Source organism: Rhodococcus sp. NPDC078407 (assembly GCF_044542515.1).
In the GTDB taxonomy this organism is placed as follows: Bacteria; Actinomycetota; Actinomycetes; order Mycobacteriales; family Mycobacteriaceae; genus Rhodococcoides.
The window spans coordinates 69832-87881 of record NZ_JBITUQ010000007.1 but is presented as its reverse complement, the minus strand read 5'-3'; the positions used below and the strand labels follow the sequence as shown (position 1 = coordinate 87881).

Here is an 18050-nt window from a genome sequence, read left to right as displayed (position 1 = left end):
CTGTTCTGCTCGCTCTGGTGGCTGCCGTGGGCTACGGGGTGAGCGATTTCGTCGGCGGTGTCGCGTCCCGCCGGGTCGCGGCCCTACGTGTGGTCATCGTGTCCTACCCGCTGTCGCTGGTGATCGTGCTGCTCGTCGCGCCGTTCGTCGGCGGAACCATCGAGCTTCCGGCGATGCTCTGGGGGCTGGCCTCGGGTGTCGCCGGCGGCGTTGCGGTGTGGTGGTTCTATCTCGCGCTCGCGGCCGGACCGATGGCGGTGGTCTCGCCCGTCACTGCTGTTCTGGTAGCCGGAATTCCAGTGCTGGTCGGTTTGTCGATGGGGGAGCGTCCCGGCCTCGTCGCGTTCGTCGGTATCGCCGTCGCGCTGGTGGCGGTGGTGCTGGTCAGCAAGGAATCTCCGGACGAGGTGACCGGCGAGGTGGCCGGTGGACGAAAGATGAGGTTCACCCGGACGGTCGCCTGGTTGACCGTCGGTTCGGGGGTGACGTTCGCCTTCGCGTTCATATTCCTGCACCAGATCGGGGACGGCAGCGGGCTGTGGCCGTTGGCGGCTTCACGGGCCTCGGCGACCGCGGTGGTCTGGATGGTGGCCTTGTCCTCCGGGCACTTCTCACCTCCGCACGGCAGCGTGCTGAAGCTTGCGGCCTTCGTCAGCGTGCTGGACGTCGTGGCCAATGCAGCGATGATCTACGCCTACCAGGGTGGTCTGCTGTCCTTGGTCAGTGTCATCGCGTCGCTGTATCCGGCGGCGACGGTACTGCTGGCGATGGTGATGCTCGGCGAACGAGTAGGCACGTCGCAAAAGATCGGTATGGCGTTGGCACTCGGTGCGATCGGGATGATCGCGCTCGCGGGTTGAACTGCGCTGGCAGATTGAACTGCGCGGCGGGGGGGTAATGAACTCGTTTATGACTGCCTCCCACTCTGCCTCCGACACCCCCGTGCCCGAGAAGTCGCCGCGCGTCCTGGTCACCGGTGCCACGGGATATCTGGGCGGGCGCTTGGCTCCGCGACTGTTGGACGAGGGGTACAAGGTTCGGGTGCTGGCGCGCACGCCCGCCAAGCTGGACAGCGTCCCGTGGGCGGACGACGTGGAGATCGTTCGAGGCGATCTGAGCGACCGCGAATCGTTGAAGGAAGCGCTCAGCGGCGTAGACGTCATGTACTACTTGGTGCACTCGATGGGAACCGCAGGTCACTCGGATTTCGCCGACACCGAGCGAGACAGCGCCGAGAACGTTGCCGCCGTCGCGGCGGAATGCGGTGTGGGACGCATCGTCTACCTCGGCGGTCTGCATCCGCCGACCGGTGAGCTCTCGCCACACCTGAAGTCACGAGCCGAGGTAGGTCGCATCCTGATCGAGTCGGGAGTACCGACCGTCGTGCTGCAGGCCGGCGTGGTCATCGGATCCGGCTCGGCCTCGTTCGAGATGATTCGGCACCTGACCAATCGGTTGCCGGTGATGACGACACCTCGGTGGGTGCACAACCGCATTCAGCCCATTGCTGTACGAGACGTACTGCACTACCTGATCGGGGCAGCGAGTGCCCCGATCGCCGAATCCAGGACCTTCGACATCGGCGGGCCGGACGTGATGCAGTACGGCGAGATGATGAACATCTACGCCGACGTTGCGGGTCTGCGGCAGCGCCGGATCGTCGTTCTCCCGGTGTTGACGCCCCGGCTGGCCGGTCACTGGATCGGGCTGGTGACCCCGATTCCGCGCGGGTTGGCGATGCCACTAATCGAGTCGTTGCAGTACGACGCCGTCGGTCACGAGATGGATATAGACGCTGTCGTGCCGCGTCCGGACGGTGGTTTGACCGGGTACCGCGATTCCGTGAGATTGGCCCTGCGCAAGATCGACGACGGCGAAGTCGAGACGCGCTGGACCGACGCAACCGGAACCGCGGCGCCGTCGGACCCGCTGCCCTCCGATCCGGATTGGGCCGGAGAGGTCGTCTACACCGACACTCGGGTCGCCCGCAGCAGCGCGCCCTCGAGCGCCATTCGGCCCGCACTCGAACGATTGGCCGACGCCGAGGTGCTCACCGGATGGCACCGTGACGCCACAGGACCCGACGCGTCCGCGTCGGGCACCGAGCACACCACTCGGCTCAAGTCCTCGACTCGTCTACCCGGAGAGGCGTGGCTGGACCTGACGGTCGGCGGAACGGCGAAGCAGCCCACCATCGAGCAGCGGTTGGTGTTCTTCCCACGCGGTCTGGCCGGTCGCGCGGTCTGGTACGCCTCGCTACCGGCACGCCTGGTCATGGCACGTCGACTGTTGCGCATGGTGGTGCAACGAGTCGACGCCGATGCTGCCTCGAATTCCGCGGATCGCGGAGTAGGCCGTTAATGGAATGAATCCTTGCGGGCGAGGCGTTACACTGAACAGCCCGGGCACGGTGTTCGGGAACATACGGGGCTGAACGGTTTCGACTTTGTATGTTGAGTCAGGGGAAGCGTGTCGGTGCAGGCGAGAGACCACCGTAAGCGTCATCGCAACCTTATAAGCGCCGATTCCAATCAGCGCGACTACGCACTCGCTGCCTAAGTAGCGACTGCGTGTCTGTCAGTCCGGGCTTGCCCTCGGCCCGGGTACTGGCATCAGCTAGAGGGCTCACCGATTCATCCGGCCGCGGGATGATGAGGAACATCAAACAGTGGCTGGGATCGTCATCCTGACTTGTTCGCGAGATCGGGAGATCCAAGTAGAGGCATAGCGGACTGCACACGGAGAAGCCCTGGCAATGCAGCAGAGGACCCGGGTTCGATTCCCGGCAGCTCCACCGCAGAAGACCGGGCCGAGAGACACGCTCTCGGCTCGGTCTTTTTCTCTGTGTCGGACAGGTCACAATCGCCCGATCCGTACCGATCCCACCCGAAGAGGCCTCGGTGCCGAATAACCGGCATGAGCAACGAGCCGATTCCAGCAGTGCGGACCGGCAAGCGAGTGTCCGACCCCTCTCTGGTCGTGTTGGTACTCGGTGGCGGCAAGGACGTGAGCCGGGCGCGTAGTAGGCCCTGGCACCTGGCCGGTCTGCGCATGTGGCCGTTCACCTGGATGCTTCGGCGCGCAGGCCGATCGCGCGGAATCTCGGTCCACCAGCTGCAGTATCGGTATCGCGGCTGGAACGCTCCCGAACGGTCCCCGGTCGAGGACGCCCGGTGGGCGCTGAACCGAATCCGCGCGGAGCATCCTGACGTTCGCATCGTGGTCGTCGGCCATTCGATGGGCGGCCGCACCGCAGCTGCCCTGATCGACGACCCTTCTATCCCGGGAGTGGAGCCTGCCGGAACGACCCAGCAAATCACAGGTGTCGTCGCCTTGGCCCCGTGGTGGCCGGAGGGCACGGAGGCCGACGCATTCGGTGCGCGTCACTCGTTGCTCGTCGTGCACGGAACGGCCGACAAGTGGACCGATCCGAAGACCTCGCGCCGCGCGACCGAACGTGCGATGGCGCGGGGGGCGTCCGCTCGCTATCTTTCCGTGCCGGGCGGGCACTTCATGCTCCGCAATCCGCGGCTGTGGTCAAGGGCTACGCGTGACTTCGTTCTCGCTGTTGCCGATGCGAAGGCCGACTGCACGAACAGACCGTCGTGACGCGCCGTCGCATCGCGGTGGTCGGCAGCGGCATCGCCGGTCTGACGGCCGCATACGCACTGTCGAAGACTTCGTCGGTGACGTTGTACGAGGCCGACTCCCGCCTCGGCGGTCACGCGGATACGCACTACGTCAACGGCCCCGACGGTCCGGTGGGCGTCGACACCGGGTTCATCGTGCACAACGACCGAACGTATCCCACGCTGCTTCGGCTCTTCGACGAACTCGACGTTCCCACGCAGGATTCGGACATGAGCATGTCCGTGCGTTGCGACGGGTGCGGGCTCGAATACTCGGGTGGTCAGGGCATGCGCGGAATACTCGCGCAACGCACAGCGGTGTTCAAGCCGCGATTCGTGTCGATGTTGCTCGATGTCAAGCGATTTCACCGGTTGGCGACGGAGCTTCTGGACAACCCCGATACGGTCGAATCAGAGACCACACTCGGCACGTTTCTCGCCGACAACTCGTTCTCGGAGTATTTCGAGTCCCACTTCATGACACCGTTGGTGTCGGCGGTGTGGTCGTGTGATCCGACCACTGCTCTCGCGTACCCGGCTCGCTACCTGTTCTCCTTTCTTCGGCACCACGGAATGCTCACCGTCACAGGGTCTCCCACTTGGCGAACGGTCACAGGCGGGTCGATCGAATACGTTCGTCGGGTGTCGTCGCACATCGACGAGGTATTACTCGATACCCCGGTGCGCGCGCTGTACCGGTCCGGTGACTCCGTACAGATCCGAGACGGTCACGACGACCTACGCACGTTCGACGCAGCTGTGATTGCGGTTCACCCCGGTGCCGCGCTGAAGCTGCTCGCAGAGCCGACACCGCTCGAACACAGCGTTCTCGGAGCCATGCCGTATTCGATCAATCACACTGCCCTGCATACGGACTCCTCCGTCTTGCCGCGAAATACCAGGGCGCGGGCCTCGTGGAACTACCACCTCCCGTCCTGTACTGCCAAGCCCGATCGGGTTCTGGTGAGCTACGACCTGACCAGGTTGCAGCGGTTGGACGGGACCGATCGACGAATGTTGGTCACCCTCGGCGGAGCAGATCGCATCGATCCGAACACAGTGCTCGACCAGATGACCTACGAACACCCGCAATACACCCCCGAATCGGTAGCAGCGCAGCGACGTCTACCCGAATTGGACACCGACACGGTGGCGTTCGCCGGGGCGTACCACGGCTGGGGATTCCACGAAGACGGTGCGTTGTCCGGAGCGCGCGCTGCGCAACGGTTGGGGTCGACGTGGCTCTGACGGCGGTTCTGCCGACCACCCGGGCACACGGAGCGGCGCTGTATCTCACTCGAATCGACCACGTGCGACGCGCGCCGATTCGCAACACGTTCTCGTACAAGAGTTACAGCTGGTTCGTCGACCTCGACGCACTGCCCGAACTGCCGCGGATCTTGCGCTCACTCGCGTCGTTCGATTCCCGTGACCATGTCGGTGACCCGGGTGCGACCATTCGGGAGAACGTCGATGCTTTCTTGGCGGAGAACGGAATCGATCTCGACGGCGGCCGCATCACGATGCTGGCCAGTGCGCGAGTATTCGGGCATACGTTCAACCCGTTGAGTGTGTACTGGTGTCACGACGCGGGCGGAGACCTACGTTGCGTGGTGGCCGAGGTGCACAACACTTACGGCGAGCGATACCGGTATCTGCTGCACACCGACGGGCGTGGCGCGGCGCGGACGACCAAGGAGTTCTACGTCTCGCCGTTCAACGATGTCGACGGCGAATACTCGATGCAGCTGCCCGAGCCGGACGCCGCGCTCCGACTGTCGATCGTCCTCGAACGCCCAGGTGAGCCTCCGTTCGCGGCGACCGTCCGTGGCCGTCGGCGCGAGGTGACGACGCGCTCGATTCTATGGACCGCTCTCGAGATCCCGATCGCGCCGTTGCGAGTGGTGGTGCAGATCCGCTGGCAGGGCATCAGGCTCTGGGCGCGGGGTCTGAAGATTGTCCGCAGGCCTGCCCCCCCGGCAGAACGAAGATCCCCGAAGGAAGAGGCCAGCAGATGACGACTGTGTCGAAATTCGATTCTGTGTCGGATCCGTTCGGTGGCTCCGCCGCGGGTCCGCGCCCGCTGGTCGATGCGCGGGTGTGGCCTCAGATTGCACACGTTCCCGGCGGCATGAAGGTTGCTGCCGCCGCGCCCGTCGCCAATTTCCTGTTCCGTCGTGCGGTCGCGGGACTACAGGTCCGAGTCGCGATGCCGGACGGCGAAGTGATCGGGGCTGGATCGGACGACGCACCGTTGATGACGGTCTATCGGCCGCACAACTTCGCGGCACGGGTCGGCGACAGTGGACTCATCGGATTCGGTGAGGCGTACATGGCCGGAGACTGGGATGCCGAGGACCTCACTGCCGTGCTCGAGGTCTTCGCCCGGCGAATGGCGTCGCTGATTCCCAAATCCCTGCAGCGACTCCGAGGGCTCTACATCCCGAAACCGCCGCGAAGCGAGCGCAATACGACGAAGAACACGCGATCCAACATTTCACGACACTAGTACATCTTCCCCGGCGGGTTCCTGCCGTCGGTGCGGGCCATCGAGGAAGTGACCGAGCAGCACACCTCGCTTCGGGTTCGCGAGCGTCTGTCCATGGGTGACCACTACGCGCGAACCCTCGCGCTGTGGGACGGCCGCTTCCGTGAATATCGGAGCGAGGCAGAAGATCTCGGTTTCGACGAGGTGTTCGCGCGGATGTGGCACTTCTACCTGTGTTACTCGGAGGCCGGATTTCGATCCGGGTACCTCGATGTTCAGCAGATCGTGCTCGACCGAAGGGACAATCGATGACCACCTCGACACTTTCCGTGGACCGGACCGATCGCAGGGTCGGTGTCGCACATCGGATCGCCGAATTGATAGAGCCCTTGGTGGGTGGTCCACTTCCCGTTCGGTTGCAGGCGTGGGACGGATCCGTCGCAGGCGATGCCTCGGCACCGAGAGTGCTGTTGCGGAGCCCGAGCGCTCTTCGTCGATTGCTGTGGAGCCCCGGCGAACTCGGTGCTGCGCAGGCGTACGTCACCGGGGAGTTGGACGTCGACGGCGATCTTGCTGCGGCTCTCGATCACGTGTGGGGTGTGGTGCGTGAGCGTCGACTCTCGGCGGTCCGGCCGGGGCCGGCCTCCCTGTTGCGGTTGGCGAGACTGGCGAAAGATCTGGGAGTGTTCGGCCGCCCACTACCGCCGCCCGTGTCGCAGGCCTCGGTGAAGGGGCGGCTGCACTCGGTGCTCCGCGACCGCGCTGCGATCAGCCACCACTACGACCTGTCCAACGATTTCTACGAACTGGTCCTCGACTCGCACATGGCGTATTCGTCGGCGTATTGGACGTCGGATTCGCCGGACTACACCCTCGATGACGCCCAGCGCGACAAACTCGATCTCGTGTGTCGCAAGATCGGTCTCGACAAGCGCACCGGGCAGCGCTTTCTGGACGTCGGCTGCGGCTGGGGCTCCTTGAGCCTGCATGCGGCTCAGGAGTACGGAGCGAAGGTCGTCGGTGTGACGATCTCGCGTGAACAGAAAGCGTTCATCGACAAGCGAATTGCCGATCGGGGACTGCAGGACAACGTCGACATCAGAATCCAGGACTACCGGGAGATTCCGGACGGTCCGTTCGACGCGGTGGCGTCGATCGAGATGGGTGAGCATGTGGGGGAGGCCAACTACCCGACCTACACCGCCGCACTGCACGCCAACGTCAAGCCGGGTGGACGCGTGCTGATCCAGCAGATGTCGCGGAGAGACGGCGACAACCCCGGCGGCGGAGCATTCATCGAATCCTTCATCGCGCCGGACATGTACATGCGCCCGGTCGGGCGGACAGTTGCCATGATCGAGGAGGCGGGGCTCGAGGTTCGGGACGTGCATGCGCTCCGGGAGCATTACGTGCGAACGGTCGATGTGTGGACCGAGCGATTCGAGGCGCGCTTCGACGAGGTGGTGGCAATGGTCGGCGAAGAGGTCGCCCGGGTGTGGCGGTTGTACCTGATCGGCGGCGGAATGGCGTTCCGGGACAACAGGATGGGCGTCGATCAGATCTTGGCGGTTCGGTCCGAGAACGGATCGTCCGAGATGGAACCGGTTCGACCGGTCTGGGTGCCCGCACGGTGAACTGGTCCGATTTCCTGACCGTATCGCTCGCGAGCCTGGGCGGTACCGCTGTTCTGATGATCGTCACCGCCCTCATCGGTGCGCGTATCGGACGGCACAACGTCGTGGACGTGACGTGGGGCGGCGGTTTCGTGCTTATTGCGCTGATCTCGGCTGTGACCGGAACAGGTGAAGCATGGCGCCGGGTGCTGTTGCTCGTCCTGGTCGGCGTGTGGGGACTTCGTCTCGCACTGCACGTCTTTCAGCGTTCGCGTGGGCACGGTGAGGATCCGCGCTACACCGAACTGCTCTCCAAGGCCACCGGGAACGAAACCGTGTATGCCCTGCGCAAGATCTATCTGACGCAGGCGATCGCATTGTGGTTCGTGTCCCTGCCGGTGCAGGTATCCGCTGTCGCGCACGGATCGGTTCCAGCCGTCGTCGTGCTCGGCGTTCTCATCTGGACGCTCGGCTGGACGTTCGAGGCCGTGGGCGACGCCCAGTTGAAGGCGTTCAAGGCCGACGCGTCGAACAAGGGCAAGATCATGGATCGTGGTCTGTGGTCCTGGACTCGGCACCCCAACTACTTCGGAGACTCTGCAGTCTGGTGGGGATTGTTCCTCGTCTCGGCGTCGGCGTGGCCCGGCGTGTTCACGCTGCCCTCGCCCATCGCGATGACGTATTTCCTCGTGTTCGCCACCGGTGCCCGGTTGCTCGAGCGCAGCATGGAGAAGCGTCCGGGGTATCGCGAATACCAGCAGCGGACCAGCTATTTCCTCCCACGCCCGCCGAAAGCACCCAGCAGGTAGCTCGAGGGTGGGGTAGCGGCGTTAGGGTTGTCGAGGAGTTCGATCCATCGATCGAGTTCGGTTCGACCACAACGAGGAGGCGCATCGTGGCGCACGAGAGAGCTGGAACCACTGCGTTGCCCGAGGATCTGGTGGATCTTTCGCAACTCGTGACGGCGTACTACTCGCGGGTGCCCGATGTGTCGGAGCCGAGCCAGCAGGTGGTCTTCGGCACGTCCGGGCATCGAGGATCGAGCTTGGATTCGGCGTTCAACGAGGCACACATCGTGGCGACAACCCAGGCAATCGTGGAATACCGCGCTGCGCAGGGGATCACCGGGCCTCTGTTCATCGGCCGAGACACCCACGCCCTGTCCGAACCCGCGTGGACGACGGCTCTCGAGGTGCTGGCCGCCAACGACGTCGACGTCCTGGTCGATTCCGAAGGCCGATACACCCCCACGCCTGCGGTCAGCCATGCCATCCTTCGCCACAACGAGTCCGGTCCGGCCGCGAAGGCCGACGGCATCGTGGTGACTCCGTCGCACAACCCGCCACGGGACGGCGGATTCAAGTACAACCCTCCGCACGGCGGGCCGGCCGACAGTGACGCGACGTCGGTGATCGCCGACCGCGCCAACGAGCTCCTCCGCGAGGGTATTTCGGGAATCAAGCGGGTGACCCTCGCGCAGGCGATGGCAGGAAGCGTCTCACAGTACGACTTCCTCGGCACCTACGTGGACGACCTGCCGAACGTGCTCGACCTCGACGCGATCCGCGCTGCCGGAGTTCGTATCGGTGCCGACCCGTTGGGCGGTGCCAGTGTCGACTACTGGGACGCCATCGCCGAGCGTCACAACCTTACTCTGACCGTCGTCAATCCGTTGGTGGACGGCACGTTCCGCTTCATGACGCTCGATACGGACGGTAAGATCAGAATGGATTGCTCGTCGCCGAATGCGATGGCGTCGCTCATCGCTGCACGCGACCGGTTCGATATCTCGACGGGCAACGATGCCGACTCCGATCGGCACGGCATCGTCACACCGGATGCCGGCCTGATGAATCCCAATCACTACCTCGCCGTTGCCATCGACTACTTGTTCACCCACCGGCCGGGATGGTCGCCGACGGCGGCAGTCGGCAAGACACTGGTGAGTTCGTCGATGATCGACCGGGTGGTCGCCGGTCTCGGACGTCGTCTGCTCGAGGTTCCGGTCGGATTCAAATGGTTCGTACCGGGGCTGCTTGCCGGCGAGCTCGGATTCGGCGGCGAGGAGAGTGCCGGCGCGTCGTTCCTCCGCCACGACGGTCGGGTCTGGACCACCGACAAGGACGGCATCATCCTCGCGTTGCTCGCGTCGGAGATCACCGCAGTGACAGGCTCGACACCGTCGCAGCGTTACGGCGAGTTCACAGCGAAGTTCGGCGATCCGTCCTACGCCCGAGTCGACGCACCGGCTACGCGGGAGCAGAAGGCCGTGCTCGCCAAGCTCTCGCCCGATCAGATCACTGCCACCGAGTTGGCCGGCGAAACGATCACGGCCACTCTCACCGAGGCTCCGGGGAACGGTGCCGCGCTCGGCGGGCTCAAGGTAACGACCGAGAGCGCCTGGTTCGCGGCCCGTCCCTCCGGAACAGAAGACGTCTACAAGATCTATGCGGAGTCGTTCCACGGTGAGAAGCACCTCGCCGAAGTTCAATCTGCAGCACGTGACTTGGTGTCCTCTGCACTCGAGAGCTCGTGACCGACTCACCTCCATCCGATCACGACAGCTCGGTTCCCGAGCCGGCATCGAAGCCGGACGGCAAGCTCCCACCCGAAATCTGGGTGCTCGTATCGGCGGCGTTCGTCATTGCTCTGGGGTTCGGCATCGTCGCCCCTGCCCTTCCGCAGTTCGCTCGCGAATTCGGGGTCGGCGTAGCTGCTGCGTCTGCGGTGATCAGTGCTTTCGCCCTGATGCGGTTGGTGTTCGCGCCGGCCAGTGGATCTCTGGTTCAGCGACTGGGTGAGCGACCCGTCTACCTGATCGGACTGCTGATCGTTGCGGTGTCGACCGGCGCGTGCGCGTTGGCCCAGACGTACTGGCAGTTGCTCGTATTTCGCGGCCTCGGCGGAATCGGGTCGACGATGTTCTCGGTGTCCGCTCTCGGATTGTTGATCCGGATCAGCCCACCGAGTAGTCGTGGCCGCATTTCCGGTCTGTACGCGACCGCGTTCCTGCTGGGTACCATCGGCGGCCCGCTCGTCGGCGGTGCCCTCGTCGGTTTCGGCCTGAGAGTGCCGTTCGTCATCTATGCCGTGGCTCTCGTGATCGCCGCGGCCGTCGTGTACTTCACCCTCGGCAATTCCGATCTCGTCAGGCCGGAGAAGGGCTCTGCACCGCCGACGATGTCGCTGCTCGCTGCACTCCGAATTCCTTCTTATCGGGCAGCTTTGGCGTCCAACTTCGCCAACGGATGGGCGGTGTTCGGTGTGCGGGTGGCTTTGGTGCCGCTGTTCGTCGTCGAGGCGATGCAGAGGTCCGAGGTGTTCGTCGGTGTCGCATTGACCGTGTTCGCGGTGGGGAATGCGGTGGTTCTCACCAGTGCCGGTCGCCTGTCCGACGTACGCGGACGAAAGCCCTTCATGGTGGGTGGGTTGGTGGTGTGCGGCCTCGGAACGGTCGTGATGGGGTATGTGCTGGATCCGGTGCTGTTTCTCGTGGTGTCGTTCGTCGCCGGGATCGGATCGGGTCTGATGAGTCCCGCGCAGCAGGCTTCGGTGGCCGATGTCATCGGATCGAAAGCGCGCGGTGGGCCGGTATTGGCCGCTTTCCAGATGGCATCCGATGTCGGCGCGGTCGTCGGCCCCATCGTGGCGGGGCTGATCGTGCAGCAAACTTCGTTCGGTCCTGCATTCGCAGTGACCGGTGCGTTGCTTCTGGTGGCCGGACTCTGGTGGTCCCGCGTACCGGACACACTCGAGGGCGAGCGCACCCCGCGGGCACGTCCGTAGTATTCGCGCTGTGAGTCAGAAGAAGATATCGAGCACGAAGCACACGCCCCGAGCTACGAACAACACCATGACCTACGTTTTGGGCGGTGTCGCATTTCTCGTGGTGGTGATCGTCATCGTGGTTGCGATCATGTGGCAGAGCGGAAGCGACGCCCCACGTAACGACGGCTACGGCACCGTCAAGAACCCCGAGGTCGAATTGGCGTTGCCTGGCGACGGTGTGGTGCAGCTGGCACGCCCGGGAGCAGAGCGTGTGATCGATGTCTTCGAGGATCCGTTGTGCCCGTTCTGCGGCGACCTCGAAGTGAAGCACGGCCAGGAGTTGGCTCAGAAAATCGACGACGGCGTTGTCTCGGTGAAATACCACCTCGTCAATTTCCTCGATGCGCAGTCGGCATCGGGCGACTATTCGACGCGCGCGGTTGCGGCGTCGCACTGCGTCGCGGCGACCGAGAACGCCCGGGTCTACTCCGCTTTTCACGCCGGATTGTTCGACCCTGAATTTCAACCGGAAGAAGGCGCGGACTCCGACAGAACCGATACCGAACTGGCCGAGCTCGCTCGGTCCAGCGGAGCGAGCGAGTTGGCGGTCGACTGCATCGTGAGCGGTGCCCAGCGAGACGCCGCGGCGGAGGATGCCAACACCGGACGGGACGCACTGGCGGCGTCGGGAGCGCGCGGAACGCCAGGGGTCCTCGTGGACGGCCAGGTTGTCGATGCGCTCGGTGACTCGGAATGGCTCGCGTCGATCAACTGATTCCAGGGCGCTGAGGCGGTCGGTCGTCGAGCAATCGGTACCGGCCGCACCAGGTGATTTGTTGCTGCTGCGACCGATGGTGTAACTTCGTTCGAGCAACCGCATGAGCGGTAGCACGCAGTAACTCGGGGCTATGGCGCAGCTGGTAGCGCACCACACTGGCAGTGTGGGGGTCAGGGGTTCGAGTCCCCTTAGCTCCACCGAGATGGCAATCTCTACCTGATAATCAACGAAAAAGCGTCGCCCTCGGGCGACGCTTTTTGCGTTTGTGGGTCACCGACCGCCGAATCGGCCTCCGTGCGTCGTGTCCGGAGCCGATTCGGCTGTCGACGGCTCAGTGTGCGGCGTCGAATGCCTGCTCGACCTCGGCAGGGATTCTGCCTCGCGCCGAGATATTGTGGCCGTTGGCCTTCGCCCATTCTCTGATGGCTTTGGTCTGATTGGCGTCGCGCTTGGCACCGGTTGCGGGAGTGCTCGACTTCTTCGTTCGCTTTCCACCGACCTTGGTGGAGTGCTCGATGTAATAGTCGAGCTTGCGGTGGAATTCCTTTGCGTTCTTGTCGCTCAGGTCGATTTCGTAGCTGACTCCGTTGACCGAATAGGTTATGTGTTCGCCACCGGATTCGATCGGTTTTTCGTCGATGTCATCGACTAGTTGCACATAGACTTTTCTGGCCATGCTGAAGCTCTCCAATGATGCAGGGGATGATGCGGGGATGTCCAGATCGAACTGATGCGACTATACGGCTGAACAAAGTCATAATCTATGCGGGTCGGGGGATTGTTACGCGATTCGCAGAATTGTCGAGAATCGGCTCAGGCGGTTGCCGAAACGCAGAGGTATATGCGAGAACATTGTCCCGATACGATGTCGGTCCTTATCGAAATCAAAGACAGACTGGCCGGTTCGTAGGCGCTTTTCGATCCCCGAGTCGGTTCGCGGTGGTCCGAGTGGGGGAGCCGGCGTATCGATGTACGACGTGGCGGCGCGTTCGCAACGGATCGATTACCGAACGCACTCATTTCACTAACGAAAGATCATCCAGGGCGCGTCGATGACAACATCTGGTTCACTTGGGGCGCAAGTGTCTGCTGTTTCGTGTGTGTCCCGTGGTGTCGGCGACTCGCTCTTATCAGCGCAACCGAGGGGCCGAGAGGGGAGTGAGCAGCTGCTGTGACCGCTGCGCAAGACATTATGAGATCTGCACCGATGACCAACTCGGCTTTGGCGGCGATAATGGGCGCGGGAATACTCGTTGCTGGGGTGCTCGTGTCTGCACCGGCCATCGCCGCACCGTCCAGCGGCGCACCCGCCGTAGGTGAGGAATTGTCCGGCAAGACGGTATTTCTCGACCCGGGTCATCAGGGCACCGCGCATTCGGAGAATGCGCAACGCCAGGTGAACGACGGACGCGGCGGCACGAAGGACTGCCAGACGACCGGAATGACCACTGTCGACGGTGTGCCCGAGCACACCATCAACTGGAAAGTCAGCGAACTCGTCAAAGCTGGTCTCGAGAGCCTGGGTGCAACGGTCGAGACCAGCCGAGTCGACGATTCGGGGTGGGGCGGGTGCGTCGACGACAGGGCTCGCGCGGCCGGCGAGTCCGGGGCCGACGTCGCGGTGAGTATCCACGCGGACTCGACGAGCCCGACGACCGACGCCGGTAAGCGCGGGTTCCATCTGATCGTTCCTACGTTGCCGATTCCGAATGCGGCGGCCGATGCGGCCCAGTCGGATGGGGGACGATCGGCGTCGAAAGCAATGCGGGACTCGTACGTTCGGGCCGGCTTCGAGCCGGCGAATTACGCAGGCGTAGCCGAGGGAATTCAGGAGCGCTCGGATGTGGCCGGTCCCGCACTGACCACTGTTCCGCTGGTGTTCATCGAGATGGGCAACGGATCGAATCCCGACGACGCGGCCCTTCTCGAAAGTTCCGAGGGTCAGTTGAAGCACGCAATTGCAATCTCGACCGGAATCATCGACTACCTGCTCGGGCCCTCACCTGTGTCGAAGACGACCGGCACCGCTGCAACCCCCACTGTCGCTCGAGGCCTGCTGAAACAAAGTTTCGCCACCCGGTAGTCTCGGACGCCGTGGCGCGTCGACGAATTCCGGTGGTGATCGTTGCGGGCTTTCTGGGCGCAGGTAAGACGACTCTTCTCAATCACCTGTTGCGCAACGATTCCGGTGTCCGCATAGGTGTCGTGGTCAATGATTTCGGGGCGATCAACATCGACTCGATGCTCGTGGCCGGCCAGGTGGATTCGATGGTCTCCCTCGGCAACGGTTGTATCTGTTGCGCCGTCGACATCAGCGATATGGACGCGATGTTCGATGCCCTCGCGCATCGACGGTCCGCCATCGACGTGATCGTGGTGGAGGCGAGCGGGCTGGCCGAACCCCGCAATCTCATCAGGATGGTCCGGGGTAGCGAGAACGAGTTCATCGTCTACGGCGGTCTCGTCGGAGTGGTCGACGCGGTGGAGTTCCCGCAGACCCGAGTGCGGCATCCCGAGATCGACCAGCATCTGCAATTGGCCGATCTGGTGGTGCTGAACAAATCCGATGCCGTCTCGGAATCGGACCGCTCCGCAGTCGTGGCCACTGTGCGCGCCGTCGTGGGTGACGTCCCCGTCGTCCCCGTCGCGTTCGGTCGAGTGGATCCGTTGCTGTTGTTCGACCGCTCGGAAGACCGGTCGGTCGAGTCGACGATGGCGGTGCAATTGTCGTTCGAGGAGTTGCTGAGGGAGACCCACACCCACGACCACAACGGGGACCACGACCATCACCTGCACGCGCAGTACTCGCACACCGAATTCGTCAGCACCGATCCCATGGAGCCTCGCCGCGTGGTCGAGTTCTTGGAGAATCCCACCGGGAACCTCTACCGCATCAAGGGCTTCGTCGACTTCGCGATACCGGGGAATTCGCAGAAGTTCATCGTGCATACCGTAGGGCGACACATCAGGTTCGAGGCGACGTCGTGGGCGCGGGGCGAGGTCGAGCAGACCTCACTGGTGCTGATCGGTACAGAACTCGACGCAGCGGCCGTCGAGAGACGACTACGCGCATGCGTGCGGGAGCCATCCGAGCAGTGCGACGCGTCGTCGATGCTGCCCGTCCACCGCTACCTGGACGCCGGGTAGTTCTCCTACAGTCCGACCCATTCGGTACGGCCGCCCTCGAATCCCTGCCGCTTCCAGATCGGAACCTCGGCCTTGATGCGTTCGACCAGTCGCGCGCACGCCTCGAACGCTTCGGCGCGATGGGCCGATCCGACCGCCGCCACGAGCGCGAGGTCGCCGACGCGCAGATCCCCGACGCGATGTACGGCAGCGACGGTCAGCCCGGTCTCGGCCGAGACCTCCGAGCAACAGCGATTCAAGAAGCGTTGCGCGTCGGGGTGGGCGCGGTACTCGAGTGTTTCCACCGCCTGGCCGCCGTCGTGGTCGCGGACGATTCCGCTGAACAGCACTACGGCACCGTGGCGTGAATCCTGCACCGCCGCCTCGACTTCGGCGGTGCTCAGCGGTTCGCTGGAAATACGTGCAACGAGTTCACTCATCGTGGGGTCCTCCTCCGGCGATCTGGGCCAGAACGTGATCGAGTAGTGGATCGAGAACAGCGAGACCGTCCTTGACGCCACCGGGCGAGCCCGGCAGGTTGATTGTCAGCGTGCGCCCGATAAGTCCCGAAACGCCTCGGCTGAGCACTGCGTGTGGCGTGGCAGACGTTCCGCGTGTGCGTATCGCGTCGGCGATACCCGGCATATCGATGTCCAGGAGAGCCGCCGTTGCTTCGGGAGTGGCATCGGTGGGGGAGACCCCGGTGCCGCCGGTGCTCACGATCAACGACGGCTCGCCGCGCAGAGCGTCCTGTAGTCCCGCCGCGATGTCGGCGTCGGCGTAGACCAGCGGACCCCGGACGGTGAAGCCGCGATCGGTCAGCCAGGACGCGATGGCGGGACCGGTGGTGTCCGGCCGAGTTCCGTTGGCACCGCCGGTGGACGCCACCAGAACCGCTGCGGACCGTGAGGACTCGAATGTCAGCGCGGCCGCAGCCTCGCCGGGAACCGCTGCGCCGTCCCGTTGCCAATGGCCGTGCTTCCCGCCGTCTTTGGTGATCAATCGGACGGCGTTCATCGTGGCACCCGGGTCGACGGCTTTGACCATGTCGTGCAGCGTCAGTCCGGCCACCGCGACGGCGGTCAGAGCTTCCATCTCCACCCCGGTGCGTCCGGTGGTGCGGGCCGTCGCCTCGACCGTGATGGACGAGTCGGTGAAGCCGAAGGCAATCTTCACCGACGAGAGAGCGAGCTGATGGCAGAGCGGGATCAGTTCCGACGTCCGCTTGGCCGCCGAGATGCCCGCGATGCGGGCAGTGGCGAGTACATCGGCCTTGGGCATGTCGTCCGCGCGCACGAGCGCGATGACCTCGGCGGTGGTGACGAACTCCCCGGCGGCGACGGCTGTACGCGAGGTCTCCTTCTTGTGTGCCACGTCGACCATGCGTGCGCGGCCCTGGTCGTCGAGATGAGACAGGTGGGATTGCGGGGCGTCTGTGGTCACAGCGGCCATACCTCCACGTCGGATCCTGCAGCGAGTTCGGTTGTGTCGGAGTCGATATCGATCAGAACGTCGGCCCATGCCAGCGCCGCCACCAGATGCGAGCCCGGGCCTGCCACGAGCTCCACGCGGCCGTCGTCCCGCAATCGGCCACGGAGAAGCTGACGCCTGCCGGGCGGAGACACAACGGACTCGTACAGGTGCGCCGTTCGGGACAGGATGGGAGGGATGCCGGCTGCGCGACGAATGATGTTGCGCGCGAACATGATGTACGAGACAACGGTGCTCACCGGGTTACCGGGAAAGCTGAGCACAGGAACACCGTCGAACAGCGTCATGCCCTGCGGCCCGCCGGGCTGCATCCGAACCGACCCGAACTTTCCTCCGAGTGGTCCGAGGACGTCCTTGACCACCTCGAAGTCGCCCATGGAAACGCCGCCGGAGGTGATGACCAATTCAGCCGAACGTGTTGCTTCGTCGAGAATGTCGCGAAAGATTGTCGGCTCGTCGTTGCTGCGCGCAACGGTGACCACTTCCGCCCCGCTGGCCCGTAGGTGTGCTGCGAGAGTGATGCCGTTCGAGTCGTAGATCTGGCCGGGCGCGAGAGTCGCACCGGCGTCGACCAATTCGGCACCGGTGGTCACGACGGCCACGCGGGGACGCGAACGCACGGCCACCTCGGCGAAGCCGACTGCTGCAAGGACCGAGATGTGCCGGGGTTCGAGCACTCGACCGGCCTCGACCAGAACCGTTCCGACGCGGACGTCGCTGCCCTGTTCACGAACGAATTCCCCTGCTGCACGTCCTCGTTCGATCGTCACCGAACCCGCCGTCGGTATCGAGGTGTCCTCGACGGGGACGATGGTGTCGGCTCCGTCGGGAATGGGTGCGCCGGTCATGATCTTTGCCGCGCTGCCCGCAGCCAGAACTGCCGATTGCGTAGGGCCGGCGGCGATGACCGTCGATACCTCGAGTGTCACCGGGGTGGTGGTGACGGAACGAGAGTCGACTGCGTAACCATCCATCTGCGAATTCCGGAACAGTGGCAGATCGACCGGCGACCGTACATCCTCGAATGCGACTCGGCCCAGGGCGTCGGGCAGGTGGATTCGCTGCGCAGTTCTGGTGCCCAGTGCCGCGAGAAGGGTCTCGACCGCGGCAGCGTGCTCCTCCACGGACGCCGCGCTCACTGCGTCGGTCCGATGATC

General features: G+C 64.2%; 15 protein-coding genes, 1 tRNA gene, 1 other RNA gene and 2 pseudogenes. 15 read left to right on the top strand and 4 right to left on the bottom strand.

Features of this window, described 5'->3' with window-relative positions; genetic code table 11:
* Positions 1–5: 5 nt before the first annotated feature.
* From ACIGGF_RS09890 to ACIGGF_RS09830, 13 genes and pseudogenes are all read left to right on the top strand, one after another.
* Positions 6–860, top strand: a complete 855-nt coding sequence (locus ACIGGF_RS09890; protein WP_397521267.1) for an EamA family transporter — start codon at positions 6–8, stop codon at positions 858–860.
* Between the two features lie 49 nt (positions 861–909).
* On the top strand, positions 910–2361 hold the full coding sequence (locus tag ACIGGF_RS09885; RefSeq protein WP_397521175.1) for an SDR family NAD(P)-dependent oxidoreductase: 1452 nt from the start codon (positions 910–912) through the stop codon (positions 2359–2361).
* Positions 2362–2426: 65 nt separating this feature from the next.
* Positions 2427–2797, top strand: a transfer-messenger RNA (tmRNA) gene (gene ssrA, locus ACIGGF_RS09880).
* Positions 2798–2916: 119 nt separating this feature from the next.
* Entirely contained in the window at positions 2917–3609 is a 693-nt protein-coding gene (locus tag ACIGGF_RS09875) for an alpha/beta hydrolase family protein (RefSeq protein WP_397521174.1), read from the top strand.
* A complete protein-coding gene (locus ACIGGF_RS09870; protein ID WP_397521266.1) occupies positions 3588–4877 on the top strand; it encodes an NAD(P)/FAD-dependent oxidoreductase in 1290 nt (429 codons plus the stop codon). The genes ACIGGF_RS09875 and ACIGGF_RS09870 overlap by 22 nt, the downstream gene beginning before the upstream one ends.
* On the top strand, positions 4868–5647 hold the full coding sequence (locus ACIGGF_RS09865; protein ID WP_397521173.1) for a DUF1365 domain-containing protein: 780 nt from the start codon (positions 4868–4870) through the stop codon (positions 5645–5647). Before ACIGGF_RS09870 ends, ACIGGF_RS09865 begins: the two co-directional genes overlap by 10 nt.
* Positions 5644–6429, top strand: a pseudogene (locus ACIGGF_RS09860) (class I SAM-dependent methyltransferase). Before ACIGGF_RS09865 ends, ACIGGF_RS09860 begins: the two are co-directional and overlap by 4 nt.
* On the top strand, positions 6426–7751 hold the full coding sequence (locus tag ACIGGF_RS09855) for a class I SAM-dependent methyltransferase (RefSeq protein ID WP_397521172.1): 1326 nt from the start codon (positions 6426–6428) through the stop codon (positions 7749–7751). The pseudogene ACIGGF_RS09860 and the gene ACIGGF_RS09855 overlap by 4 nt, the downstream one beginning before the upstream one ends.
* A gap of 56 nt (positions 7752–7807) precedes the next feature.
* A complete protein-coding gene (locus ACIGGF_RS09850) occupies positions 7808–8539 on the top strand; it encodes a DUF1295 domain-containing protein (RefSeq protein ID WP_397521265.1) in 732 nt (243 codons plus the stop codon).
* A gap of 86 nt (positions 8540–8625) precedes the next feature.
* A complete protein-coding gene (gene pgm / locus ACIGGF_RS09845) occupies positions 8626–10266 on the top strand; it encodes a phosphoglucomutase (alpha-D-glucose-1,6-bisphosphate-dependent) (protein ID WP_397521171.1) in 1641 nt (546 codons plus the stop codon).
* Positions 10263–11516 carry an MFS transporter gene (locus ACIGGF_RS09840; RefSeq protein ID WP_397521170.1) on the top strand — a complete coding sequence of 418 codons (1254 nt, stop codon included), beginning with the start codon at positions 10263–10265 and terminating at the stop codon, positions 11514–11516. Before pgm ends, ACIGGF_RS09840 begins: the two co-directional genes overlap by 4 nt.
* Before the next feature lie 67 nt (positions 11517–11583).
* A complete protein-coding gene (locus tag ACIGGF_RS09835; RefSeq protein ID WP_397521169.1) occupies positions 11584–12273 on the top strand; it encodes a DsbA family protein in 690 nt (229 codons plus the stop codon).
* A gap of 127 nt (positions 12274–12400) precedes the next feature.
* Positions 12401–12473 (top strand) — tRNA-Ala (locus tag ACIGGF_RS09830).
* Positions 12474–12607: 134 nt separating this feature from the next.
* Here ACIGGF_RS09830 and ACIGGF_RS09825 read toward each other — a convergent pair.
* On the bottom strand, positions 12608–12952 hold the full coding sequence (locus ACIGGF_RS09825) for an Lsr2 family protein (RefSeq protein WP_037190211.1): 345 nt from the start codon (positions 12950–12952) through the stop codon (positions 12608–12610).
* Positions 12953–13483: 531 nt separating this feature from the next.
* On the opposite strand from ACIGGF_RS09825, the pseudogene ACIGGF_RS09820 reads away from it, so the two are divergent.
* Both ACIGGF_RS09820 and ACIGGF_RS09815 read left to right on the top strand, forming a co-directional pair.
* Positions 13484–14314 (top strand): annotated as a pseudogene (locus tag ACIGGF_RS09820) (N-acetylmuramoyl-L-alanine amidase); the annotation flags it as partial.
* 56 nt (positions 14315–14370) lie between these two features.
* Positions 14371–15423, top strand: coding sequence for a CobW family GTP-binding protein (locus ACIGGF_RS09815; protein ID WP_397521168.1), 1053 nt, complete (start codon positions 14371–14373; stop codon positions 15421–15423).
* Positions 15424–15428: 5 nt separating this feature from the next.
* On the opposite strand, the gene ACIGGF_RS09810 is transcribed toward ACIGGF_RS09815, so the two are convergent.
* The 3 genes from ACIGGF_RS09810 to glp are packed head-to-tail and all read right to left on the bottom strand — an operon-like array spanning position 15429 to position 18032.
* Positions 15429–15842, bottom strand: coding sequence for a molybdenum cofactor biosynthesis protein MoaE (locus tag ACIGGF_RS09810; protein WP_397521167.1), 414 nt, complete (start codon positions 15840–15842; stop codon positions 15429–15431).
* Complete coding sequence (gene moaCB, locus ACIGGF_RS09805; RefSeq protein WP_397521166.1) at positions 15835–16854, bottom strand: bifunctional molybdenum cofactor biosynthesis protein MoaC/MoaB; 1020 nt, start codon at positions 16852–16854, stop codon at positions 15835–15837. The genes ACIGGF_RS09810 and moaCB overlap by 8 nt, the downstream gene beginning before the upstream one ends.
* On the bottom strand, positions 16842–18032 hold the full coding sequence (glp, locus tag ACIGGF_RS09800) for a gephyrin-like molybdotransferase Glp (protein WP_397521264.1): 1191 nt from the start codon (positions 18030–18032) through the stop codon (positions 16842–16844). Before glp ends, moaCB begins: the two co-directional genes overlap by 13 nt.
* Positions 18033–18050: the final 18 nt, after the last annotated feature.